Source organism: Microbacterium sp. ARD32, assembly GCF_031844385.1.
Lineage (GTDB): Bacteria > Actinomycetota > Actinomycetes > Actinomycetales > Microbacteriaceae > Microbacterium.
On the sequence record NZ_JAUZVD010000002.1, the window covers coordinates 422,979 to 445,626 of the forward strand.

Annotated in this window: 24 protein-coding genes; 10 read left to right on the plus strand and 14 right to left on the minus strand. The window is 70.0% G+C overall.

The window, feature by feature from the left end; all coding sequences use genetic code 11:
* Position 1: 1 nt before the first annotated feature.
* Together Q9R19_RS10225 and Q9R19_RS10230 are read left to right on the plus strand one after the other, a co-directional pair.
* On the plus strand, positions 2 to 2,761 hold the full coding sequence (locus Q9R19_RS10225) for a glycosyl hydrolase 2 galactose-binding domain-containing protein (RefSeq protein ID WP_311256279.1): 2,760 nt from the start codon (positions 2 to 4) through the stop codon (positions 2,759 to 2,761).
* Positions 2,758 to 3,474, plus strand: a complete 717-nt coding sequence (locus Q9R19_RS10230) for a peptidase E (RefSeq protein ID WP_311256280.1) — start codon at positions 2,758 to 2,760, stop codon at positions 3,472 to 3,474. The genes Q9R19_RS10225 and Q9R19_RS10230 overlap by 4 nt, the downstream gene beginning before the upstream one ends.
* 19 nt (positions 3,475 to 3,493) lie before the next feature.
* Here the strand turns inward: Q9R19_RS10230 and Q9R19_RS10235 are convergent, their stop codons facing one another.
* The 3 genes from Q9R19_RS10235 to Q9R19_RS10245 form a co-directional block, all read right to left on the minus strand.
* Positions 3,494 to 4,081, minus strand: coding sequence for a nitroreductase family protein (locus tag Q9R19_RS10235; RefSeq protein ID WP_311256281.1), 588 nt, complete (start codon positions 4,079 to 4,081; stop codon positions 3,494 to 3,496).
* A 205-nt stretch (positions 4,082 to 4,286) separates the two neighbouring features.
* Positions 4,287 to 5,393, minus strand: a complete 1,107-nt coding sequence (locus Q9R19_RS10240; protein ID WP_311256282.1) for an ABC transporter permease — start codon at positions 5,391 to 5,393, stop codon at positions 4,287 to 4,289.
* Positions 5,390 to 6,286, minus strand: a complete 897-nt coding sequence (locus tag Q9R19_RS10245) for an ATP-binding cassette domain-containing protein (RefSeq protein ID WP_311256283.1) — start codon at positions 6,284 to 6,286, stop codon at positions 5,390 to 5,392. The genes Q9R19_RS10240 and Q9R19_RS10245 overlap by 4 nt, the downstream gene beginning before the upstream one ends.
* 222 nt (positions 6,287 to 6,508) lie before the next feature.
* Between Q9R19_RS10245 and Q9R19_RS10250 the strand changes: the two genes are divergently transcribed.
* Positions 6,509 to 7,072, plus strand: a complete 564-nt coding sequence (locus Q9R19_RS10250; RefSeq protein WP_311256284.1) for an NADPH-dependent FMN reductase — start codon at positions 6,509 to 6,511, stop codon at positions 7,070 to 7,072.
* 16 nt (positions 7,073 to 7,088) lie between these two features.
* Here the strand turns inward: Q9R19_RS10250 and Q9R19_RS10255 are convergent, their stop codons facing one another.
* The 5 genes from Q9R19_RS10255 to Q9R19_RS10275 form a co-directional block, all read right to left on the minus strand.
* Entirely contained in the window at positions 7,089 to 7,808 is a 720-nt protein-coding gene (locus Q9R19_RS10255; RefSeq protein WP_311256285.1) for a response regulator transcription factor, read from the minus strand.
* Positions 7,805 to 9,076, minus strand: coding sequence for a sensor histidine kinase (locus Q9R19_RS10260; protein ID WP_311256286.1), 1,272 nt, complete (start codon positions 9,074 to 9,076; stop codon positions 7,805 to 7,807). Before Q9R19_RS10260 ends, Q9R19_RS10255 begins: the two co-directional genes overlap by 4 nt.
* A gap of 68 nt (positions 9,077 to 9,144) precedes the next feature.
* The gene (locus Q9R19_RS10265) at positions 9,145 to 9,987 is read right to left on the minus strand and encodes an HAD family hydrolase (RefSeq protein ID WP_311256287.1); all 843 of its coding nucleotides are present in this window, start codon (positions 9,985 to 9,987) and stop codon (positions 9,145 to 9,147) included.
* On the minus strand, positions 9,984 to 10,826 hold the full coding sequence (locus Q9R19_RS10270) for an exodeoxyribonuclease III (protein ID WP_311256288.1): 843 nt from the start codon (positions 10,824 to 10,826) through the stop codon (positions 9,984 to 9,986). The genes Q9R19_RS10265 and Q9R19_RS10270 overlap by 4 nt, the downstream gene beginning before the upstream one ends.
* A 43-nt stretch (positions 10,827 to 10,869) precedes the next feature.
* Positions 10,870 to 11,406 carry a YbhB/YbcL family Raf kinase inhibitor-like protein gene (locus Q9R19_RS10275; protein WP_311256289.1) on the minus strand — a complete coding sequence of 179 codons (537 nt, stop codon included), beginning with the start codon at positions 11,404 to 11,406 and terminating at the stop codon, positions 10,870 to 10,872.
* A gap of 68 nt (positions 11,407 to 11,474) precedes the next feature.
* Between Q9R19_RS10275 and pyrE the strand changes: the two genes are divergently transcribed.
* Positions 11,475 to 12,035, plus strand: a complete 561-nt coding sequence (gene pyrE / locus Q9R19_RS10280; protein ID WP_311256290.1) for an orotate phosphoribosyltransferase — start codon at positions 11,475 to 11,477, stop codon at positions 12,033 to 12,035.
* Here pyrE and Q9R19_RS10285 read toward each other — a convergent pair whose 3' ends face one another.
* A complete protein-coding gene (locus tag Q9R19_RS10285) occupies positions 12,036 to 12,473 on the minus strand; it encodes a hypothetical protein (RefSeq protein WP_311256291.1) in 438 nt (145 codons plus the stop codon).
* 67 nt (positions 12,474 to 12,540) lie between these two features.
* The gene (locus Q9R19_RS10290) at positions 12,541 to 13,110 is read right to left on the minus strand and encodes a YdeI/OmpD-associated family protein (RefSeq protein ID WP_311256292.1); all 570 of its coding nucleotides are present in this window, start codon (positions 13,108 to 13,110) and stop codon (positions 12,541 to 12,543) included.
* Positions 13,111 to 13,218: 108 nt separating this feature from the next.
* Here Q9R19_RS10290 and Q9R19_RS10295 point away from each other — a divergent pair, with 108 nt between their 5' ends.
* The 4 genes from Q9R19_RS10295 to Q9R19_RS10310 all read left to right on the plus strand — a co-directional run bounded on the left by Q9R19_RS10295 (position 13,219) and on the right by Q9R19_RS10310 (position 17,531).
* The gene (locus tag Q9R19_RS10295) at positions 13,219 to 14,271 is read left to right on the plus strand and encodes a LacI family DNA-binding transcriptional regulator (RefSeq protein WP_311256293.1); all 1,053 of its coding nucleotides are present in this window, start codon (positions 13,219 to 13,221) and stop codon (positions 14,269 to 14,271) included.
* A gap of 89 nt (positions 14,272 to 14,360) precedes the next feature.
* On the plus strand, positions 14,361 to 15,656 hold the full coding sequence (locus Q9R19_RS10300; protein ID WP_311256294.1) for an extracellular solute-binding protein: 1,296 nt from the start codon (positions 14,361 to 14,363) through the stop codon (positions 15,654 to 15,656).
* Positions 15,657 to 15,726: 70 nt separating this feature from the next.
* Positions 15,727 to 16,617 (plus strand): sugar ABC transporter permease, encoded by an 891-nt coding sequence (locus Q9R19_RS10305; protein WP_311256295.1) that lies wholly within the window; start codon positions 15,727 to 15,729, stop codon positions 16,615 to 16,617.
* Entirely contained in the window at positions 16,614 to 17,531 is a 918-nt protein-coding gene (locus Q9R19_RS10310) for a carbohydrate ABC transporter permease (RefSeq protein WP_311256296.1), read from the plus strand. The genes Q9R19_RS10305 and Q9R19_RS10310 overlap by 4 nt, the downstream gene beginning before the upstream one ends.
* Positions 17,532 to 17,547: 16 nt before the next feature.
* Here Q9R19_RS10310 and Q9R19_RS10315 read toward each other — a convergent pair whose 3' ends face one another.
* From Q9R19_RS10315 to Q9R19_RS10330, 4 genes are read right to left on the minus strand one after another with little or no spacing between them, the layout of a single operon-like run.
* Positions 17,548 to 17,748, minus strand: coding sequence for a hypothetical protein (locus Q9R19_RS10315; protein WP_311256297.1), 201 nt, complete (start codon positions 17,746 to 17,748; stop codon positions 17,548 to 17,550).
* A 39-nt stretch (positions 17,749 to 17,787) separates the two neighbouring features.
* Positions 17,788 to 18,420 carry a metal-dependent transcriptional regulator gene (locus Q9R19_RS10320; RefSeq protein WP_311256298.1) on the minus strand — a complete coding sequence of 211 codons (633 nt, stop codon included), beginning with the start codon at positions 18,418 to 18,420 and terminating at the stop codon, positions 17,788 to 17,790.
* Position 18,421: 1 nt separating this feature from the next.
* Positions 18,422 to 18,748, minus strand: a complete 327-nt coding sequence (locus Q9R19_RS10325) for a hypothetical protein (protein WP_311256299.1) — start codon at positions 18,746 to 18,748, stop codon at positions 18,422 to 18,424.
* A 38-nt stretch (positions 18,749 to 18,786) separates the two neighbouring features.
* Positions 18,787 to 20,016 (minus strand): Nramp family divalent metal transporter, encoded by a 1,230-nt coding sequence (locus tag Q9R19_RS10330; protein ID WP_311256536.1) that lies wholly within the window; start codon positions 20,014 to 20,016, stop codon positions 18,787 to 18,789.
* Positions 20,017 to 20,142: 126 nt separating this feature from the next.
* On the opposite strand from Q9R19_RS10330, the gene Q9R19_RS10335 reads away from it, so the two are divergent.
* On the plus strand, positions 20,143 to 20,772 hold the full coding sequence (locus tag Q9R19_RS10335; protein ID WP_311256300.1) for a TrmH family RNA methyltransferase: 630 nt from the start codon (positions 20,143 to 20,145) through the stop codon (positions 20,770 to 20,772).
* A 160-nt stretch (positions 20,773 to 20,932) separates the two neighbouring features.
* Positions 20,933 to 22,648, plus strand: coding sequence for an acyl-CoA dehydrogenase (locus tag Q9R19_RS10340; protein WP_311256301.1), 1,716 nt, complete (start codon positions 20,933 to 20,935; stop codon positions 22,646 to 22,648).

A 22,648-nucleotide genomic window follows, 5' to 3' on the forward strand; every position in this document is an offset into this window, starting at 1 on the left:
CGTGGACGCGTCACTCGAAGACGCCGAACGCCGACGCTGGCGGGCCTCCCCGCTGTTCGGCGACCGGTTCACCGACGTGCACGCTGCCGTCATCCCGCGGCGCGCACGTGTCGTGGCGCGCGACGTCTCGCGCGACCCTGCGCCGGTGGGGGATGCCGCGCGAGAGACGCTCTCGCTCGACGGCGAGTGGCTGCTCGCCGGCTCGCACCCGGGACGTGAGTTCTCGATCGCTCGGTGGGCGGGCGACCGGTCGGAGGCGGCACGGCGCGAGCCGGTCGGCTGGCACCGCGAAGACACCGATCGCTCCGCCTGGATCGCGGCGACCGTGCCCGGCACTGTGCAGGGCGCCCTCGTCGCGGCCGGCGTCATTCCCGATCCGCTCCTCGACGACAACACCCACGCCGAGCTCGTCGAGCATGGGGAGCCCTCCGAGTGGCCGTGGTTCTTCCGCCGCACGCGCGTCGAGCAGCAGGAGTGGTGGTACGCCCGCAGGTTCACCGTGCCGGCGCACTGGGCCGGACGCGGCATCCGCCTCGCGTTCGACGGCATCGACTACGCGGCCTCGGTGTACCTCAACGGCGAGCCGGTCGCTCGGCACACCGGTATGTACGGTGGGCCCGAGGTCGACGTGACAGCTCTCGTGCGCATCAACGCCGAGAACGAGGTCGTGGTGCGCATCGACCCGCCGCCGCGCGACTGGCACGGCGTGATGAAGCCGTCGCCCGGCTGGGGCTGGCACTACGGGCACCTCATCTCGATCGGAATCTGGCGCGGCGTGCGCCTGGAGACCGTCCCCAGGATCGAGCTGGCCGATCCGTTCGTGACCACGCGTGAGCTGACGGATACCGCAGCCCGCGTCGGCGTGCAGTGGGACGTCGCGCGCCACGACGAGGGTGACGGCGATCTGCCGCTGCGCGTGGTCGTGCGCGATCCCGCGGGTGTCGTCGTGGCCCGCGCGGATGTCGAGGTCGCGGCACGCGCGCCGCTCACGCGCCACGAGGTCGAGCTCGACATCACCTCGCCGCAGCCGTGGTGGCCGTTCGGGTACGGCGAGCAGCCGCTGTACTCCGTTGAGATCTCGGGCGCCGGGCAGTCGGTCGACGCCGCGTTCGGCATCCGCACGGTCCACATGCGCGCGCTCGCCGCGCGCAGCGGTCCCGACACGTACGACTGGCAGTTCGTCGTCAACGGGCGCGAGTTGTTCCTCAAGGGCGCGAACTGGTGCTGGACCGATCCCATGGCCCGGCGGGGGTTCGATGTGGACCGGCACATCCTCGACCTCGTCGTGCGTGCGAACCTGCAGATGCTGCGCGCGTGGGGCGGTGGCACGGTCGAGAGCGACGAATTCTACGAGGAGTGCGATCGACGCGGCATCCTCGTGCTGCAGGAGTTCCCCCTCACGTTCGGACTCGACTCCACCGGCGCGGACCTCGCGACGATCGACGAGCAGGCCGGACGCATCGTGCGCCGGCTGCGCAACCACCCCTCGCTCGTGATGTGGGGCGGCGGCAACGAGCAGCCCGCGACCATCACGTCGGACGACCTGCTCACCGTCATCGGGCGCCGCGCGGCGCAATACGACCCGTCGCGGCCGTTCCACCGGACCGACCCGTGGGGCGGGAGCGAGCACTTTTACGGCGTCTACCACGAGGGGATGCCGATCGAGGCGTACCGCGATCACGTGCCGCCCGTCTTCGGCGAGTACGGCCTGTCGAGCCAGTGCGATCTCCCGAGCATGCACCGCTTTCTGGACCCGGCGCTGCTCGAGCAGTGGCCGCCGCTCGAGCACGGTGCGATCCTGCAGCACCAGGCGCAGTTCTCCCTCTTCGACCTGTTCAAGCAGGCGCGCTACGCGCACTTCGGGCCGATCCGCGACTGGCCGACCTTCATCGAGTACTCGCAGCTGGCCCAGGGCGACGCGCTGAGGTTCGCGTCCGAGCGCATCCGCGCCCACAGCGGCACCGACACGTCGGCGTACTGGTTCTACAAGGTCGGCGAGGCGTTCCCCGGTGCGTCGTGGGCCGTCATCGACTACTACGGCGTGCCGAAGCTCTCGTACTACCGCGCGAAGCAGTTCGGGGCCCCGCTGTCGGCATACGCGGTGTACGACCGGCTCGATTGGGCGGCCGGCGACACCTTCCGCGCCGGCATCCACGTGTCCAATGACACCCCCGCCGAGGTGCCCGGTCTGCGGCTGCAGGTCCGGCTGTACGACGCCGACCTGCGGGTGATCGCGACGCGTGCGGAACAGACCGACATCGGCGCCGACGGCCGCGTGGACGCCTTCGAGCTCGCCGTCGGACTCGCGGGCGTGCGTCTTGATCCCCTCGTGCTCTCGGTCGAGCTGACAGCGGCCGACGGAGCCTTCGTCTCGTCGGCCTGGTACCCGTTCAACCACCAGCCCAAGAGCGCCGCGGTGCGAGAGCTCGAGGAACAGCCGCTCGACAGCCTGGCCGACCGGACGGTGGCGGAGTTGCTCGCGCCGTACGCCGACGGCACCTCCCCGCTGCGGGACCTGCCGCGCACACGGCTCGCCGCGCGGATCGAGGGCGACGCGCTCGTGGTGAGCAACCTCGGCCCGCATCCTGCGCCGCTCGTGCTCATCGACGGCTTTCCGCACGACGTCGGGCACGTGCTCGACGACAACGCGTTCGGCCTCGCGGCCGGCGCGACGCGGCGCGTGGCCTTCGATGCGGGCGGGGCGTCGCTCGAGGGAATCTCGGTGCGTGCCTGGAACGCCGACGCGGTGCGGCCGGCATGACCGAGCGGCGGATCCTCGCCACGTGCGGCGGCTGGAGCGCCGCTCGCTGGGGAGATGTCGAGTTCAGCCCGCTGCAGCGGCATGCGCTCGAGCTGACCGGCGTCAGCGGGCGCCGCATCCGCGTGGCGTTCGTCAACACGGCCTCGGGCGACCAGCGCGTCGACGAGGGCCGCGAGCTCGCCGCCGCGACGCGAGCGGGAGTGGATGCCGTCCATGTCCGGCTCTTCGGGCGCAATCAGCCCGACCTGCGCGAGGCCGTGCTCGACAGCGATCTGGTGTGGGTGGGCGGCGGCAGCGCGGCCAATCTGCTGGCGGTGTGGCGCACGCACCGGCTCGACGAGGTGATGCGAGAGGCGTGGGAGTCGGGGATCCTCCTCGCCGGCACGTCGGCGGGCGCGCTCTGCTGGCACGTTGGCGGGCCGACGTCGACCTTCGGGCCCGTGTCGGTCATCGATGACGGGCTTGCTCTCGTGCCGTACGCGCTCGGCGTCCATTACGACTCGCAGCCCGATCGCCGACCGGCTCTGCAGCGGGCAGTCGCGTCAGGCGCTCTGCCTACCGGATTCGGTCTCGAAGAGGGCACGGCAGTCCTGTACTCGGGTGCGACCCCGGTCGAGTTCCTGACCGAGATCGACGGCGCCGTCGTGCATCGCGTCCACCGAGAGGGTGCGGGCGTCGCGAAACAGCGTGTCGACGCTCGCCTCGTGAAATGAGGGCTCCCCAGCAAGCGGGTCAGGCGCTGAGCAGCACCGTCTCGTCGATCGAGCGGCGCACGCGCGGCGCCACCTCGCGCTGGGCGAGCGGCTCGGGCAGCGCGTCGACGTCGCCGAGCTCGCCGAGGGCGATCACGCTCACGGGCGCGAAGCGCTCGTCCAGCCCGAGGAGCGGGCGGATCGCCTCGCGGTCGAAACCGCCCATCTGGTGCACGACCAGGCCGTCGTGGTGCGCCTGGACCGACAGGTGGGCGACCGCCTGGCCGAGGTCGTAGTTCGCGTAGTGCACCGGGGTGCCGTCCTCGGTGGCGGTCTCGGCGACGGCCACGATCAGCACGGCGGCGTTGCCCGCCCACGCCTGGTTGAAGCCCATCAGCGCGGAGTGGATGCCGTGGTGCAGCGCGCTGCCGCGGCGGGCGACGACGAAGCGCCAGGGCTGCGAGTTGTTGGCGCTGGGCGACCAGCGGGCGGCCTCGAGCGCGGAGGCGAGTTTGGCCTCGTCGATCGGGGTCTCGGCGTCGAACGCGCGCGGGCTCCACCGGTCGGCGAGCACGTCGAGGACGGGGTGCTCGGTCTGGGCGGTGCGGTCGAGGACGGGGATGCTCATCGGATGAGGCCTTTCAGTGGTGCGGATGCTGCCGGACCTCATCGTCCTGATACGTCAACAGGTGTATGCACGTGCATATTCCCGGCGCTTCGATCCCCACGCCCCACTCCGACCGCCGCTCCGCGTCGGCCGGACCCTCGGGGGCGCGTGGGCCCGGCTCAGCGACCCGGCGCGTTCTGGGTTGCTGAGCCGGTCGAAGCATCCCTCAGCCGCGCAGCGCCTCGCCAAGCTTCACCCGCGCCCCCATCCGCAGCAGCGAGTTCTCGTAGATCTTCGCGCCCACCAGGATCGCGCCGACGCACGAGGCCAGCAGGATCACGAGCGAGAGCAGCGGCTCCCACCACATCGCCTCGCCGACGAACAGCCGCACCGGCATGGCCACCGGGGCCGAGAACGGGATGTACGACAGGATCGTCATCACCAGCGGGTTGTCGTTGAAGATGATCACCAGGATGTACGGCGCCATCACCAGCATCATCAGCGGCATGGTCGTCGAGCCGATGTCCTCCTGCCGCGACACCATCGCGGCGGCGCCCGAGTACAGGGATGCCAGCAGCACGAACCCGAACAGGAAGAAGATCGCGAACCACAGCACCGGCGCGCCGAGCCCGGCGAGCACCTCGTTCTGCCCGGTGACGATCAGCCCGATGACCGCGATCGCCGCCAGCAGCACGATCTGCGCCATCGCCAGGATGGTGTTGCCGATCACCTTGCCGGCCAGCAGCACGCGTGTCGGTATCGCAGAGATCAGCAGCTCCACCACGCGGGTCTGCTTCTCCTCCACCACGCTCTGCGCGATGGTCGACCCGAATGTGGACGCCGCCATCAGGAACACGACGCCGAAGCCGATCGCCACCAGGTAGCGCAGCAGCGCGTTGGTCGTCGCCGGCTCCAGGATCTCCACCTTGGGGGAGACGGACAGTGACATGATCAGATTGGTCGGCGCATCCTTCTTGGCCAGGATCACCACGCCGGTCGGGTCGTCGTCGGAGGGAAGCACGGCCGCGCTGACCTTCTCATTGCGCACGAGCTTCTCCGCGGCCTGCCGATCGGCGACCTCGGTCACGTTCACATTCGGCAGCGCCTGCACGGTCTGGGTCGTCTGCGCGGTCGTGGCGATCTCGTCCGGCGTGGGCGACTTGCTCATGAAGCCGCCGATCAGCACGCCGGCCAGCGCGATCAGCAGCAGGATGCCGGTGGAGATCATGAACGCCTTGCTGCGCAGCTTGGAGCCGATCTCGCGCTCGGCGACCAGCCAGACCAGCGAGGACGTGTTCTTGCTCGGCTGCGGCGTGGGAATCGAAGCGTTCATCGGATGACCTCCTTGAAGATCTGGGCGAGGGACGGATGCTGGGGGGCGAAGTTCGTGACCTCGCCGCGGCCGACGGCCTCGCGCAGCACGCGCTGAGCCGTCTCCGGCGCGTCGACGTCGAACAGCGCCGACCCGCCCTCGAAGTCGATCACGGTCACGCCGGACTCGCTGCGCAGCCAGCCCGCATCTCCCGCGGAGTCGAGCTGGTAGCGCAGCGTGGAGTGCTGAGCCCGCAGCTGGTCACGGGTGCCGGCGGCGCGGATCGTGCCGCCGGCGATGATGATCAGGTCATCGCACAGCCGCTCCACCACATCGAGCTGGTGCGAGGAGAACAGGATGGCAGCACCCTGCGCAGCCCTCCGCTGCAGCACGTCGGCCACCACGTCGACCGCCAGCGGGTCCAGCCCCGAGAACGGCTCATCCAGGATCAGCACCTCCGGGTCGTGCACGAGAGCCGCGGCGATCTGCGCGCGCTGCTGGTTGCCCAGCGACAGCGACTCGATCAGATCGTCCAGGCGCTCGCCGAGCCCGAGCTCCTGAAGCAGCGCGGTGGCGCGCCTGGTGGCATCCGCCTTGCCGAAGCCGTGCAGCCGGGCCAGGTAGACCACCTGCTCGAGCACCTTCATCTTCGGGTACAGGCCGCGTTCCTCGGGCATGTACCCGAAGCGACGGCGATCGGCCGAGGTGACCGGGGCGCCGTCGAGGGTCACCTCGCCGGCGTCGGCCGCGAGCACCCCCAGGATGATGCGCATGGTGGTGGTCTTGCCCGCGCCGTTGCCGCCGACGAAGCCGGTCAACCGGCCCGGCTCGACGTCGAATCCGATGTTCTCGAGCACCAGCCGCGAGCCGTAGCTCTTGGTGATGCCCTTCAGGTGCAGTTCGCCTGTGGTCACTTGGTCTCTCCGTTCGCTCAGTGCGGCGTTCGCTCAGTGCGGCCTTCGCCCAGCACGGCGTATGTCTCCACGCTACGAACCAGCGCCGTGTCCGACATCCCCCTTGCGGCGGATTCGCGAGCCCCGCGCGGGGGAGGATCAGAAATTTGTATGCGCGGGAATAGAATCGACTTCCGGTGGGTTGAACCACGCCGTACCCCGAATCTCTCGAGAAAGACCTTCATGACAACCATCGGCTACATCGTCGGCAGCCTCTCCAGCACCTCCATCAACCGCACGCTCGCTGCGGCACTGGCCAAGCTCGCACCGGAGGGCGTGGAGTTCCGTGAGATCGCGATCAAGGACCTGCCGTTCTACTCGCCTGACCTCGACGGCGCCTTCCCGCAGGTCGCGCTCGACTTCAAGCAGGCCATCGCCGACGTCGACGGCGTGCTGATCGTCACCCCCGAGTACAGCCGCTCCATCCCCGGTGTGCTGAAGAACGCACTCGACTGGTCGGCGCGCCCCTACGGTCAGGCCTCGTTCGACGGCAAGCCGGTCGCCGTCATCGGCGCTTCGGGCGGCGGCATCGCCACCGCGGCCGCGCAGCAGCACCTGCGCGCCATCCTCGGCCACTATAACGCCGTGACCATGGGGCAGCCCGAGGGCTTCATCCAACTGACGCCCGGCCTCATCGACGCCGACGGCGATGTCACGGCCCCGAGCACCAAGGAGTTCCTGAGCTTCTACCTGCAGTCGTTCCTCACGCTCATCGCCCGCGTCGAAGCCGCCCGCAAGCACGTCTGATCGCGGCGTCGCGGGGTCAGGTCAGGCCGTGCCGGTGCGCCAGCACGATGGCCTGCACGCGGTCACGGGCGCCCAGCTTCTGCAGCACGCGCGAGACATGGGTCTTCACGGTGGCCTCGCCGATGAACAGCTCGCTCGCGATCTCCGCGTTGCTGCGGGCATCCGCCATCAGCGTCAGCACCTCGCCCTCCCGCTCGGTGAGCGGTTCGGCGAGGATGGATGAGCCGTGACGCCACCGTGCCACCGAGTCCGCACCGTCCTGGGCTGCTGAGCCGGTCGTCTGCGCCGGGGGATCGTCGGCGAGTCGGCGTGGAGGGCTCGCGAAGCGTGCCAGCACGCGACGGGTCACCTCCGGGGCCAGGATGCCGTCGCCGGCGGCGAGGGCGCGCACGGCCGTGATCAGCTCCTCGGGGCCGGCGTTCTTCAGCAGAAAGCCGCCGGCACCGGCATCCAGCGCCTGGAACAGGTACTCGTCGCGGTCGAAGGTGGTGACGATCGCAATGGATGCCGTGATCGCCGGGTCCGCGAGGATACGCCGTGTGGCCTCGATGCCGTCCATGTCTGGCATCTGCACGTCCATCGTGATGACGTCAGGGTGCACGCGCGCCGCGAGCTGCACCGCCTCGGCGCCTGTGCCGGCCTCGCCGACCACCTCGATGTCGGGCTGCGTGCTGAGAATGGTGCGGAAACCCGCACGCAGCATGGCGTGGTCATCGACCAGCAGCACCCGGATCATCCGACCACCTCCCGGTTTGCGGAGGAGGCCCCCAGCGGCACGTTCGCCCGAACCCGGAATCCGCCCTGGGGGCGGGGCAGCAGCTCGATCGTGCCGCCGGATGCGGCAGCGCGCTCACGCATGCCCAGCTGGCCCAGCCCCGGGCGCAGCGCGCCGATCGCGCGGCCGGTGTTCACGACCTCCAGCTCCACGGCGGCCGGGTCGTACCGCACCCGCACATCGGCGGTCGCGCCGACACCCGCGTGCCGACGGGCATTCGTGAGCGCCTCCTGCGCGATGCGGTACAGGTTCACGCCTACGGTGCTCGAGACCGGCACCGGCTCACCGACCACTGTGTAGTCGGTGGGCAGCCCGGCATCCCGAGACGCCTGGGCGAGGCGCTCGATGTCGTCGAGGCCGAAGGTGGAGGGGGCGTCGTCCGCGATACCGTCACCGGGGGCGCGCAGCGTCTCCAACAGCTGCCGGAAGTCGCCGATCGCCTCGCGCGAAGCATCCTCGATGCCCGCCAGCATCCGCTTCGCCTGCGCCGGATCCTGCTCCACGACCAGCCGCGCGGCACCCGCTTGCACGCCCATCACCGACACGTGATGGGCGACCACGTCGTGCAGCTCGCGCGCGATGCGCACCCGGTCCAGCGCCACGGCCTGCGCGGCCGTGACCTCGCGCTCGGCCTCGAGCTCGCGCGTGCGCTGCTCGAGCGCATGACGCTGCGCCGCGGACTGCCACGAGCGCTCGCCGAAGTAGTAGGCGCCACCGAAGTACAGCATGTTCAGCAGCAGCTGGATCATCATGAACGCGACATAGGGGGAGAACAGCCCCGCTGCCATGTCGGCCTTGCCCGCCTCGGCGATGGCGTCGCGGTACATCACGATGATCAGCCAGATGAACATCCCCGAGATGATGCCGATGCGCACCAGGGCCGCCGCGCGCCGGTCTCGCATCCACGCACCGACCGTGTACAGCGCGACGAACAGCGCGATGTTGATGACGTACGTCTCTGGCACGTGCAGCGTCACTCCCGTGAACATCGCCAGCGCGACGATCACGGCCACCACGGCGGGGTGACGTCGGCGCAGCGCGAGCGGGGCCGAGACCACGAGCACCAGCACGAGCGCTGACCACATCGGCGCCTGCTGGTCGCCGTACACGCCGGCCACCGTCGAGAGTCCGGCGCTGATCACGCCTCCGACGAGCATCACGCCCGCGAGCAGCAGATCCTGGCGCAGCTCGCGCTCGGTCGGCGTGCGCGTGAAGGTTCTCTCCGGCATCCTCCCACCGTAGAGCGGATGCCGCGGGCGCACATCCGTCGCGTGGCGGATGCTGCACGGCGTGTGCGTCAGCCGGCCAGCATCCGCTCGATCACCTGCGCGACGCCGTCCTGCAGGTTGGACGGCGCCACCTCGTCGGCCTCCTCGCGCACCACGTCCATGGCATTGCCGACGGCGACGCCGTGACCGGCCCACTGCAGCAGCTCCAGATCATTCAGCGCGTCGCCGAAGGCGAGCACCTCCGAGCGTTCGATGCCGAGCCGTGTGCACACCTGCGCGACGCCGGTCGCCTTGTTGACGCCCTGCGCCATCACCTCGACGAAGGGCGCCCCGGACAGTGTCGCTGCGAAACCCGTTAGGCCCAGCGACTGAAGCGCCGCGAACACGTCGGGGATCGGGACGGACGGATGCCGGATCACCAGCTTCAGGCTGGGGGCGGTCAGCACATCGGCCAGCGGGACGCCGCCCATGGTCTCAGGGGCGCGCTTGTGGTCGCTGACGTGCGCGAGATCGGCGTAGCCCTCCTGCGCGACGAAGAGCTCGCCCGCATCGCGCACGCTCGCGAACACCAGGCCGGGGAGCACCTCGTTCAGCGCCGCGGCGAGCTCCTGCTGCACGGCGGGCGGGATCTCCTCGGCGAACAGGTGCTCGCCGGTGGTCAGATGCACCCCGTACGCTCCGTTTCCGCACAGCGCCCAGTCCGAGAACCCCGCCTGCGCCGCGATGGGCCGCAGCCCGATCGGCTGACGCGCGGTGACGGGGATGGTCGCGATCCCGGCATCCCTCGCGGCATCCAATGCGGCACGCGTGCGGGTCGACACCACCCCGTCGACTCCGAGCAGCGTGCCGTCGAGGTCGGTGGCGATCAGCTTCACCGGTCCCTGAGCAAGCGAAGCGAGACGACGGGTCACGCGAAGATCATCGGCAGGTCGTCACCGTCATCGTCGCCGAGGTCCAGATCGACCACCACGGGGACGTGGTCGCTGGGCTGTGCGCCCTTGCGCTCGTCGCGGTGGATGGATGCTGCGGTCACGGCGCTCGCGAAGGAATCCGAGCCGAGGATGAAGTCGATGCGCACGCCCTCGTTGCGTGGGAACTTCAGGCGCTGGTAGTCCCAGTAGGTGAAGCCCTCCGGGATCAGCGGGCGCACCACGTCGCGCACGCCGGCGGTCTCCAGCGCGAAGAACGCCGCGCGCTCCTCGGGGGAGACGTGCGTGGAGCGGCCGATCACGATGCCGGGGTCGCCGTTGTCGACGTCGAAGGGGATGATGTTGAAGTCGCCGACTAGGGCCAGCGGGCGGTTCGGATCCGCCGCGATCTCAGCGGCCGTCGAGGTGCGCAGCGCCTCGAGCCAGTGCAGCTTGTACGCCAGGTGCGGGTCGCCGAGTGAGCGGCCGTTGGGCACGTAGAGGCTCCATACGCGCACGCCGCCGACGGTCACGCCCAGCGCGCGCGCCTCGAGCGGGGCATCCGGCCCGTCGTGCCCCTTGGCGAACCCCGGCATGCCGGCGAACGCGGTGGACACGTCGGTGATCGGCTCGCGACTGGCGATCGCGACGCCGTTCCACTGGTTCAGGCCGTGCACCTCGACCTGGTACCCGGCTTCCTCGAAGGGCGCGTACGGGAACTGCTCGGGCGTGCACTTGATCTCCTGCAGCGCCAGCACGTCGATGTCCTCGCGCACGGCGAAGTCGACGGCGCGCCCGACGCGGGTGCGGATCGAGTTGATGTTCCAGGTGGCCAGACGCATGCGTCCAGCCTATTCGGGGCGGCAGACAGAGCCGGCCCGCGCATCACCGCTCGCCGGGGTCGGCCGTGCCGATCAGGATGCCGCGGGCCAGCGTGTGGAAGTGCCGGTTGAACCCCAGCACGCCCGGCGTCGCACCGAGTTCGAGGTCGAGGTGATCGACGTCGAGCGCGTCGACCACGAAGAAGTACCGGTGCACGCCCGTGCCCTCGGGTGGCGCGGCGCCGATGTAGCGCTCCAGCCGGGCCTCGTTGGGCAGCACCCGGCTGCCTTCCGGCAGGCTCGCGGCCCTGCCGTCGCCGGACTCCAGCCGGCGCGTGTCAGCGGGCATGTCGTACGCCGCCCAGTGCCAGAAGCCGGAGCCGGTCGGGGCGTCCGGGTCGAAGCACGAGACCGCGAAGCTCTGGGTGCCCGCGGGCGGCTGCGACCACTCCAGAGCCGGATGCCGGTCCTCCCCGCCCCGGTCGGACGACCAGGCGAACACGGGCAGGGAGCCTCCGGCGGCGAAGTCGGGGCTGGTCAGCTCCAGCGGGGCGACGGGGCGCAACTCGGCGAGTGCGGCGTAGGGATCGTATGAGAACATTTCTGACCTCCTGCTGCCACGCTAACCGCGCGCGGGGGCGGTGACCAGTCCCGAATACACTGGATGCCGTGACCGATCTCGCCGCCGACCGCCAGGCCCTGCTCGACCTCATCACCGCCGAGGCGGTGTTCCACGGCGACTTCACGCTCTCCAGTGGCAAGAAGGCGACGTACTACGTCGACATGCGCAAACTCACCCTCGACCACCGGGCCGCACCCGCGATCGGGCGCATCATGCTCGACCTGATCAAGGACCACGACATCTCGGCCGTCGGCGGGCTGACGTTGGGTGCGGACCCGATCGCCAACTCGGTGCTGCACGCGTCGGTGGCATCCGACCGTCCGCTCGACGCGTTCGTCGTGCGCAAGGAGCCCAAGGACCACGGCCGCGGCCGCCAGGTGGAGGGCGCGGATGTCAAGGGCAAGCGCGTCATCGTGCTGGAGGACACCTCCACCACCGGTCAGTCCGCGCTGAAGGCCGTCGAGGTGCTGCGCCGCGAGGGCGCCGAGGTCGTGGCCGTCGCCGTGATCGTCGACCGCAAGACCGGCGCGCAGGCCGCGATCGAGGCGGAGGGCCTGCAGTGGCTGGCCGCGTACGACCTGGACGACCTGGGCCTGGACCCGCAGTAGTCAGATCCGTCCCCGGCGTGCGCGTTCGGCGAAATCGTCGAGGGCGGCGATGACTTCGGGCGCCTGCCAGATGCGATAGCGGGCTCTGCCGGATGCTTTGGTGAGCACGCCTGCATCCGCGAGACGATTGATCGCTGTACTCGCCGCCACTTCGCTGACGCTCAGGGCGTCCGCCGCGGTCTTCGTCGTGATGACGGGCTGGGCTAGCAGGGCATCCATCAGCCGCCGCGCGGAGGAGCCGCTGCGGGAGCGCACGGTGGCCGCCCACTCGTCGCGGATGTCGGCGAGATCGCTCGCCAGTCTGCGGCCGTTGCGGATCGCCGCGAACATCGCGTTCGTCACCGCGTGCACGATGGCATCGACATCGCCCGCTCGATAGTCGGTCAGCGCCTGGAAGTAGGCCCGCGGGTCGTGCAGCAGGCCGGCGGAAACCGGCACTGTCGGATTGCGCGTGAGTCCTCCTCGCCGCAGCATCGCATGGATCAGCGCGTGGCGGGATGAATCGTCAGGGCCTGCGCCCCACCGCGGCATCCGCCACGATCTTCGCGATGCGCGCGGCACGCGTCTCAGCACGTTTGGCGGTGGCGATCTGCGTGAGGCCGAGCTTCTTGGCCGACTTCGGGAACGCATCCCACGCCGCACGCGCGGCGGGCACGGCGTCCAGCGCCGCTGTGAGATCGTCCGGCTCGATGCCGGCCTCGGGACCGTCGAGCACTGTCCACGACCCGTCGGCCTTCGCCGCCTCGATCACGCGGATGCCGGCGGGCGCCAGCAGCCCCGCCGCCTCGAGCTCGGCCAGCCGGGCCTTGTTCGTCGCCGCCCAGCCGCTGCCGCGCCGGCGCGGTGAGAACCACTGGCCGACCGAGCCCTCGGCGAATGTGCGCACCGGCCCGTCGATCCAGCCGAAGCACAGCGCCTGGCGCACGGCATCCTCGTAGCCGACGCCGTCGGTGACCGCGCCGCGCACGTTCAGCAGCCAGACCCCGCTCGCCGACGCGTGGTGGGTCTGTAGCCAGTCGCGCCAGGCGGCAGCATCCGCCGCACTCACACGCTCGCCGTCGTCGAGAGCACCCATCCGCACCTCCGTGTCACCTCCGTGTCACCTCCGCGTCGGTCGTCGTGACGAGCGTAGACGCGACTGGGGACATGGACTTGGCAACGTTTTCATGCCATGGTTCTCTGTGTGGCGAGGTCGAACGACGAGAGCGTCGACGCCGCGGGCCGGCCGACCATGAAGGACGTGGCCGCCCGAGCGGGCGTCGGCCTGTCGACCGTGTCGCGCGTCGTCGCGGGCAAGGGCGGGGTGAGCCGCACCAGGACGCGGGCGGTGGAGCGCGCCATCGCCGAGCTCGAGTACAGCCGCAACGACTTCGCGCACACGCTGCGCACCGGCTCGGCGCGCACGATCGGCGTGGTCGTCACGCGCATCTCCGACCCGTTCTACGCCGAGGTGGTCTTCGCGATCGAGCAGCGCGCGCAGGAGCGCGACCTGCTCGTGCTGGTCGCCTCGACGGGCGACGACCCGGCCGAGGGCGAGCGCGTGCTGCGACGCATGCTGAGCAGGCGCCTGGACGGGCTGATCGTCGTCGCGCACGAGGAGGCCGACGTGTCGTTCCTCGCCGCGGAGAAGGCCGCGGGGACGCGCATCGTGTTCATCGACCGGCCGCCGCACGGGCTGAGCGCCGACCTGGTGATCGTCGACAACGAGCGCGGCGCGGCGGATGCGGTGGCGCACCTCGCGCGGGCGGGGCATCGCAGCATCGCGTGCCTGGCGCACACGGCGGGGAGGTTCACCTCCGAGCGCAGGCAGGCCGGGTTCCGGCAGGGGGTGCGGGATGCCGGGCTGCCGACGCGGCCCGAGCTGATCGTGGCCGTCGACGACGACGTGGACGTGTGCGTCGAGGCGCTGCGCGAGCTGGCGTCGCTGGATGACCCGCCGACCGCGCTGGTGACCACCAACAGCCGCACCACCAAGGCGGTGCTCAAGGCGCTGCGGCTGCTGGACGCGCATCCGGCGATGGTGGGCTTCGACGACTTCGATCTGGCCGAGCTGATGACCCCGCCGGTGACGAGCATCGCGCAGGATCCGTGGGCGATCGGAGAGGCGGCCGCCGACCTGCTGCTGGATCGCATCGCGGGACTGGTGGGCCCGGACCGCCGCATCGTGCTGGGCACCCGGCTGGTCGAGCGCGGCTCCGGGGAACAGGCTCCGGCAGGCGGCGTTACCGGGTTGTGACCGCGCTCCGGTTGCATTTGGCAACGTTTTCATATTCGATGGCACAAGGCCCGCGGACGGCAGGCCGTCTTCATCCGATGGAGGATCACATGCGCAAGGCACTCGCAGCAGTAGCGGGTCTCAGCGTCGCGGCTCTCGCGCTCGCCGGCTGCTCCGGCAACGCGGGCGACGGCGGCGACGGCAACAAGGGCGGCTCCGACGACGCCAGCCAGGTCGAGGTGTTCACGTGGTGGGCATCCGGTTCTGAGAAGACCGGCCTCGACGCGCTCGTCAAGGTCTTCGGCGAGCAGTACCCCGACACGAAGTTCGTCAACGCGGCCGTGGCCGGCGGCGCGGGCTCCAACGCGAAGAACGCCCTCGCGTCGCGCCTGAAGGCGAACAACCCGCCGGACTCGTTCCAGGCGCACGCCGGTGCGGAGCTGACCGACTACATCGAGGCGAACAAGATCGAGGACCTCAGCTCGTTCTACAAGGACAACGGCCTGAACGACGTGTTCCCGTCGACGCTGATCGACCGCCTCACGGTGGACGGCAAGATCTACTCGGTGCCCAGCAACATCCACCGCGCCAACGTCGTGTGGGTGAACAACGAGGTGCTGGCCAAGGCCGGCATCGACCCGAAGACGGCTCCCGCCGACATCGACGCCTGGCTGGCCGACATGAAGAAGCTGAAGGATGCCGGTGTCGAGACGCCGCTGTCCGTGGCGACCGACTGGACGCAGGTGCAGCTGTTCGAGAACGTGCTGCTCGCCGACCTCGGCGCCGAGGGCTACCAGGGTCTGTGGGACGGCTCCACGAAGTTCGACGACGCCAAGGTCACCAAGGCGATCGAGGACTACACCGAGCTGCTCTCCTACGCCAACACCGACGGCACCGGTCAGGACTGGCCGGTCGCGACCGACATGGTCATCGACGGCACCGCCGCCTACAACGTGATGGGCGACTGGGCCCTGGCCGAGTTCGACGCCAAGGGCAAGACCTACGGCACCGACTACACCACCTGGCCGACCCCGGGCACCGACGGCACGTTCGACTTCCTGGCCGACTCGTTCACCCTTCCGGTGGGCGCCCCGCACGCCGGCGGCGCGAAGAACTGGCTGAAGACGATCAGCTCGGCCGACGGGCAGAAGGCGTTCAACCTCGCCAAGGGCTCGATCCCGGCGCGCACGGATGCCGACGCCGCCGACTACCCCGAGTACCAGCAGGGTGCGATGGACTCCTTCGCCAAGGACACCGTGGTCAGCTCGCTGGCCCACGGCGCGGCCGTGAAGGTCTCGTGGCTGAACGACATCACCTCGGCGATCGGTCAGTTCGTCTCCACCCAGGACGGCAAGACGCTGCAGGACGCACTGGTGCAGGCGCAGGCCAAGGGCCTGGGCGAGTAACATCCACAGCATCCGAGGGGCGGCGCGTCGGCGCCGCCCCTCGGACATTCCCGTCTGAAGGAGGGCGCCGATGCGCAAGGGCATCCGCAACTGGGGACCGCCGCTGCTGCTGATCTCACCGACGATCGTGCTGCTGGGCATCTTCGTGTACGTGATGATCGGCCAGAACTTCTACACGGCCATGACCAAGGACTCCGCCCTGACGGCATCCGAGTTCGTGGGCCTGCAGCAGTTCACCGACCTGCTCACCGAGCCGCGCTTCCTGCACTCGCTCGCGAACCTGGGCATCTTCACGGTGTGCTTCATGGTCGGGACCATGGTGTTCGGCTTCCTGTGGGCCTGGATGCTCGACAAGGGCGTCACCGCCGAGGGCGTCTTCCGCTCCATCTACCTGTTCCCGATGGCCGTCTCGTTCGTGGCATCCGGCGTGGTCTGGCGCTGGCTGCTCAGCTCGGCTCAGGGCGATCGCGCGAGCGGACTGAACCGCCTGCTGCAGTCGGTGGGTCTCGGCAGCCTGCAGAACGACTGGTACAACCAGCCGCTGTGGGGCATGGCCGCCATGGCGCTGCCCGCGATCTGGCAGCTGGCCGGCTATGTGATGGCGCTGTTCCTGGCGGGCTTCCGCGGCGTTCCCGACGAGCTGCGCGAGGCCGCCCGCATGGACGGCGCGAGCGAATGGAAGCTGTACCGCCACGTCGTCTTCCCGCAGCTGCATCCGGTGGCCCTGTCGGCCCTTGTGATCGTCGCGCACATGTCGCTGAAGGTCTTCGACCTGATCATGGCGGTCACCGGCCCGGTGTACATCACCGAGGTGCCCGCGACGTACATGTGGACCGCGCTGACCGGCGGCGAGTACGGCAAGGCATCCGCCATCGCCACCATCCTGCTGCTGCTGGTGTGCATCTTCATCGTGCCGTACCTGATCTCCACGGCCCGCGCCGAGAGGAGGGCGCGCAAGTGAGCGTCGCAACCGGAATCGAGCGCCGCGCCGGCACCGGCGCGAGCATCCCCACCGCGCACCGCACCCGCGCCCGGGTCGGCCGCACCACCAAGTACGTGCTGCTGCTGCTGTTCATCGTGATCGTGCTGATGCCGGTGTACGTGCTGGTGGTCACCAGCCTGAAGCCGCCGTCCGACGTCAGCGCCGTGACGTCGTGGGTGTGGCCGTCGCTGTGGCCGTGGCAGGCGGATGCCGATGGCAACACCGGCTTCGGCAACTGGGCCACCGCGTGGGAGGCGCTGGCAGCTCCCCTGGGCCGCACGTTCCTGCTGGCCATCCCCGCCGCGCTCGTCTCGGCCATGCTCGGCTCGATGAACGGGTTCGTGCTCTCGCGCTGGAAGTTCCCCTACGCCAACGTCGTGTTCACGCTGATCCTGTTCGGCATGTTCATCCCGTATCAGGCGATCATGGTGCCGCTGGTGCAGCTGAAGACCTCGCTGGGACTGCCGTCCAGCATCATCACGCTGCTGTTCGTGCACATCATCTACGGTCTGCCGATCTGCACGCTGATCTTCCGCAACTACTACGAGGGCGTTCCCGAGGAGCTGATGGAGGCGTCGCGCATGGACGGCGCCGGCATGCTCGGCTCGTACTGGCGCATCATCCTGCCGCTGTCACTGCCCGGGTTCGTGGTCACGATCATCTGGCAGTTCACCTCGGCGTGGAACGACTACCTGTTCGCGCTGTTCCTCTCGGATGCCAATCAGGGACCGGTCTCGCTGTCGCTGGTGAACCTGTCGCAGGGCGCGCAGCTGTCCAACTACGGCGCATCGATGGCGGGTGCGCTGATCGCGTCGATTCCGACGCTGATCGTCTACATCGTGCTGGGCAAGTACTTCGTGGGCGGTCTGATGAGCGGGTCGGTCAAGTCCTGACGGGGCGCGGCCCGGGTCAGCGCTTCCCGCGCGGGTTCCTCGGGTCGCGCGGGTTCCCCGGGCCGCGCGGGCGCCGGTCGTCGTCGTCCCAGGGGCCCCGGTACCACTCGCCGCGATCGTCGCGTCGGGGGCGCTTGAGCAGCTGCATGGTCAGCAGACTCAACGATCCCAGGCCGATGACGACGATCACCATGAAGAACAGGTCCTGCTGTGTCATCGGACTCCTCTCGCGACGGTGACAGCCTAGATCGCGCAGCTATGCGCTGAGCCAGATCACCCGATCGGCGCCGTCGGGAAGCGCTGCGGGCGCGCCATCGCGGTGGATGCCGGTCTCGGATGCCGTCAGCTCGACGCCCACGCCGATCCCGGCGTCCTCGAGCGACTGCAGCAGCTCGGGGTCGCGGTCGCTCACGCGCAGCACCCGGCCGGTGTGCCCGGCGGGCGCATCGGCGAGCAGCACGAACGGCTCGCGGTCGACGCGGCCTTCGGCATCCGGGATCGCGTCGCCGTGCGGGTCGAAGCGCGGACGACCGAGGCGCTGGTCGATGCCCTCCAGCAGCCGGTCGCTGATCGTGTGCTCGAGCACCTCGGCCTCGTCGTGCACCTCGTGCCAGGCGTAGCCGAACTCGCGCACCAGCCAGGTCTCGATCAGCCGGTGACGGCGCAGCATGTGCAGGGCGCGGTCGCGACCGGCATCCGTCAACCGCACCGCGCCGTACGGCTGGTGCGAGACCAGCCCAGCGGCGGCGAGCTTCTTGACCATCTCGGTCACGCTCGACGGCGCGATGCCCAGCGCGGTTGCCAGCTGCGACGGCGTGATCGGAGCGTCCTGCCACTCGGTGTGCGAGTAGACGGTCTTGAGGTAGTCGTCGAAAGCGGGGGACGGCATGTCAGGATCCCAGTGACGCCAGCACGGTGAAGGCGGCGTTCCCGGCGAAGAACAGGATGGCGAAGCCGGCGATCGCGGCCAGCAGCGACAGCCGCCCGTCGTAGTCGTTCACGCCGCGGGTGCCGATCGCGCGGGCGCGGAACGCGAGGAACAGAGTGAGCGCTCCCAGCACCAGCTGCACCCACGGGCCGCCTGCCGGCAGCAGGTGCGGCCAGGCGATGAGCACCACGCCCAGCGCACCGGCGATCAGCGCGAACCAGGTGCACAGCCGCATCGCGCGACGAGCCTGAGAGTCGTCGCGGTGCGTGCGGGCGGGGGTGGCGGGCATGGCTTCGAGCCTACCTTCCGCCGCCCTGCGCTGACCGTTCAGCCGGTCAGCACCAGCCAGAGCAGCACCGCGTTCAGGAGGATGATCAGCGCCGAGAACAGGATGCCGAGGACCGTCGTCCACAGCCGGTTGGCGTGCTCGCCGAGCGTGCGGCGGCGGGCGGTCAGAGAGAGGAGCGGGATCAGCGCGAACGGGATGCCGAACGAGAGCACCACCTGGCTGAGCACCAGTGCGAGCGTGGGGTCGAAACCGACGCCCAGGATCACCAGCGCCGGGATCAGCGTGATCAGCCGGCGGACCAGCAGCGGGATGCGGATGGTGAGCAGGCCGTGCATGATCTCGGCGCCGGCGTATGCCCCGACCGAGGTGGATGCGAGGCCGGATGCCAGCAGTCCCACCGCGAACAGGGTGCCGATGAGCCCGCCGAGGTTCGCGGTGATCGCCGCGTGCGCACCCTCGAGCGAGTCGGTGCCTGTCTGGCCCGCGAGATTCGCAGCGGCCAGCAGCAGGATCGCCAGGTTCACCGAGCCGGCGATGACCATGGCGATCGTCACGTCCCAGCGGGTCGCGGTCAGCAGGGTGCGGATGCGGTGGGTCGGGCCGGTGCCCTGGCGCGCTGAGCCCGTCGAGGCGAACCTGTCCCTCGCGAGCGCGCTGTGCGCGTAGATGGCGTGCGGCATGATCGTCGCGCCCAGGATGGATGCCGCCAGCAGCACTGAGCCGCTGTCGGCGAAGCGCGGCAGCATCCCTCCGATGACCCCCGCCGGATCCGGCGGCGCGACGAACAGTCCGGCGATGAAGCCGACGACGATGGTCGCCATCAGCCCGATGATCACGAACTCGAAGTGCCGGGGCCCGCGACGGGAGTGCACGGCCAGCAGCACCATCGACACGGCCCCGGTGATGACACCGCCGAGCAGCAGAGGGATGCCGAAGAGCAGACTCAGCGCGACGGCGCCGCCGAGCACCTCGGCCACATCGGTGGCCATCGCCACGAGTTCGGCCTGCAGCCAGTACGCGCGGCGGGCCCACGGCGACCGGATGCGGGCGCCGAGCTCCTCGGGCAGGCTGCGGCCGGTGACGATGCCCAGCGTCGCCGACAGGTACTGGATCAGCCAGGCCATACCGTTGGCGGCCACCACCACCCACACCAGCAGATACCCGTAGCGGGCGCCCGCGGTCATGTTGCTGGCGACATTTCCGGGATCGAGGTACGCCACGCCGGCGACGAGCGCCGGTCCGAGCAGGCTGAGCCCGCGCCCCGGCATCCGCGATGATTTCGGCACACCGAAACCCTAGCCGAGTTTTCGGCATGCCTAAAGATGTCGAACCGTCGCGCTGGGCCGTTCCCCGGTTCTCGGCAGGGGGAGGGCGGCGCGGGATAGCCTTGCGACGTGGAAGAGCAGGCACCCGAACCGACTCCCGAGCGCACGACCCATGGGGTCGGCCCGTGGCAGGGGGAGTGGCCGGAGGGCGGCTGGTACGACCCCGAGCTGCTGGAGCGCGGCGACACTCGCAACGTGATCGATCGCTACCGGTACTGGCGGATGGATGCCATCGTCGCCGACCTCGATCTGCAGCGGCATCCGTTCCACGTCGCGATCGAGAACTGGCAGCACGACATGAACATCGGCTCGATCGTGCGCAGCGCCAACGCGTTCCTCGCCGACACGGTGCACATCATCGGGAGGCGGCGCTGGAACAAGCGCGGGGCCATGGTCACCGACCGCTACCAGCACGTGGTGCATCACCCGGATGTGGAGTCCTTCGCGGCGTGGGCTGCCGGCGAGGGCATCCCCATCATCGCGGTCGACAACGTGGGCGAGGCCGTGCCGGTCGATCGGGCCGAGCTTCCGGAACGCTGCGCGCTGCTGTTCGGCCAGGAGGGGCCCGGGCTCTCCGAAGAGGCGCTCGCCGTCGCATCCGGCCACATCGAGATCACCCAGTACGGATCGACGCGCTCGATCAACGCGAGCGCGGCGGCGGCCGTCGTCATGTACGAGTGGTGCCGCCGGTACGCCTGAGCGCTGCCGCGCGGGTCAATCGCGCTGGATGCCGAAGGTGTGCTTCATCAGCGCGTTGATGTCGCCGTCTATCCGGTCGAGGCGCTGATGAACGCCTCGTTCCACTGAAACGCAGTCTCGCGTAAACTGACGCTCAGTCTCACACGGATTGGAGTCCGCCATGGCATCCGACTACGTCCCCCCGGTCGACGATTACCGCTTCCTGTTCGGCGAGGCGTTCGGCCTCGACCTGGTCGCGCGCGGCACCGGCGGCGCGTTCAGCGCCGAGGACGCCACCGAGATCATCGCGGGCGCCGGCGAGTTCGCGGCATCCGTCCTGGCCCCTCTCGAGACCGTCGGCGACCAGGAGGGCGCGCGCCTGGAAGACGGTCAGGTGCACCTGCCCGCCGGGTTCGCCGAGGCGTATCGGGCGTTCGTCGAGGCGGGCTGGATCAGCGCCGAGGCGCCCGAGTCCGCGGGCGGCGACGGCCTGCCCGGCTCGATCCGCGCCGGTCTCGGCGAGCTCTGGAACGCGTCGAACGCGGCGTTCGCGCTGTGCTGGCTGCTGACGGCCGGTCAGATCCATGCGCTGGATGCCGCGGCATCCGACCAGCTGCGGGAGACCTACCTGACCAAGCTCGTCTCGGGCGAGTGGACCGGCACGATGAACCTCACCGAGCCCGACGCGGGAACGGACCTGGGTGCGATCCGCACCATGGCCACTCCGCGCGACGACGGGTCGTGGGGCGTCAGAGGACAGAAGATCTTCATCACCTGGGGCGATCACGACATCGCGCCGAACATCGTGCACCTGGTGCTCGCGCGCACGCCGGATGCGCCGGCCGGTGCGAAGGGGCTGTCGCTGTTCGTGGTGCCGAAGTTCCTGCCGGATGCCGCCGGGAACCCGGGGGAGCGCAACGCCGTCACGACGGTGGCGATCGAGCACAAGCTCGGCATCCACGGCAGCCCCACCTGCGTGCTCTCCTACGAGGACGCCACCGGGTATCTCGTCGGCGAGGTCGGCGGCGGCCTCGCGGGCATGTTCGTGATGATGAACTCCGCGCGGGCGGGCATGGGGTTTCAGGCCACCGGCATCTCCGACCGCGCCTACCAGCAGGCTCGTGCGTATGCGGACGGGCGCCTGCAGGGCGCGGTGCAGGGCCGTCCGGCGGGCGCGCCGATCGCCGAGCATCCGGACGTGCGCCGACTGCTGCTGTCGATGCAGAGCCGCCTGTTCGCGATGCGCGCGCTGGGCGTGTACCTGGGCGACCTGTTCGACCGGGCGCACGCCGACGGCACGCAGGCGCTGGCCGAGTTCTTCGTGCCGATCCTGAAGGGCTGGGCGACGGAGGATGCCGTGGCGCTGACCAGCGACGCGATCCAGGTGCACGGCGGGATGGGCTTCATCGAGGAGACCGGGGTCGCGCAGCACTACCGCGATGCACGCATCATGCCGATCTACGAGGGCACCACGGCGATCCAGTCGAACGATCTGATCGGCCGCAAGGTGCTCCGTGACGGCGGTGCGGTCGCGGAGCAGCTGTTCGGGCAGATCTCGTCGACGGTGTCCGAGCTGCGCGCGCTCGCGAACCCGGTCGCCGCGCGCACGGCCGACCGTCTGGAGCGTGCGGTGGCCTCGGCGCGGGCGGCGACGGCTTCCGTGCTCGAGTTCGGCCCGTCGCGCGACGCGTATGGCGTGAGCGTGCCGTACCTGATGCTGCTGGGCACGCTGGCCGGTGGCTGGATGCACGGGCTGGCGGTGGTCGCGGTGCTGCGCCACGCGACGCAGGATGAGTCGGATGCTGCGCGCCTGACTTCCGCGGACTTCTACGGCGCCCATCATCTGCCGCGCGTGCACATGCTGGCCGAGACGGTCGCCGCCGGCGAGGTGGGCTGA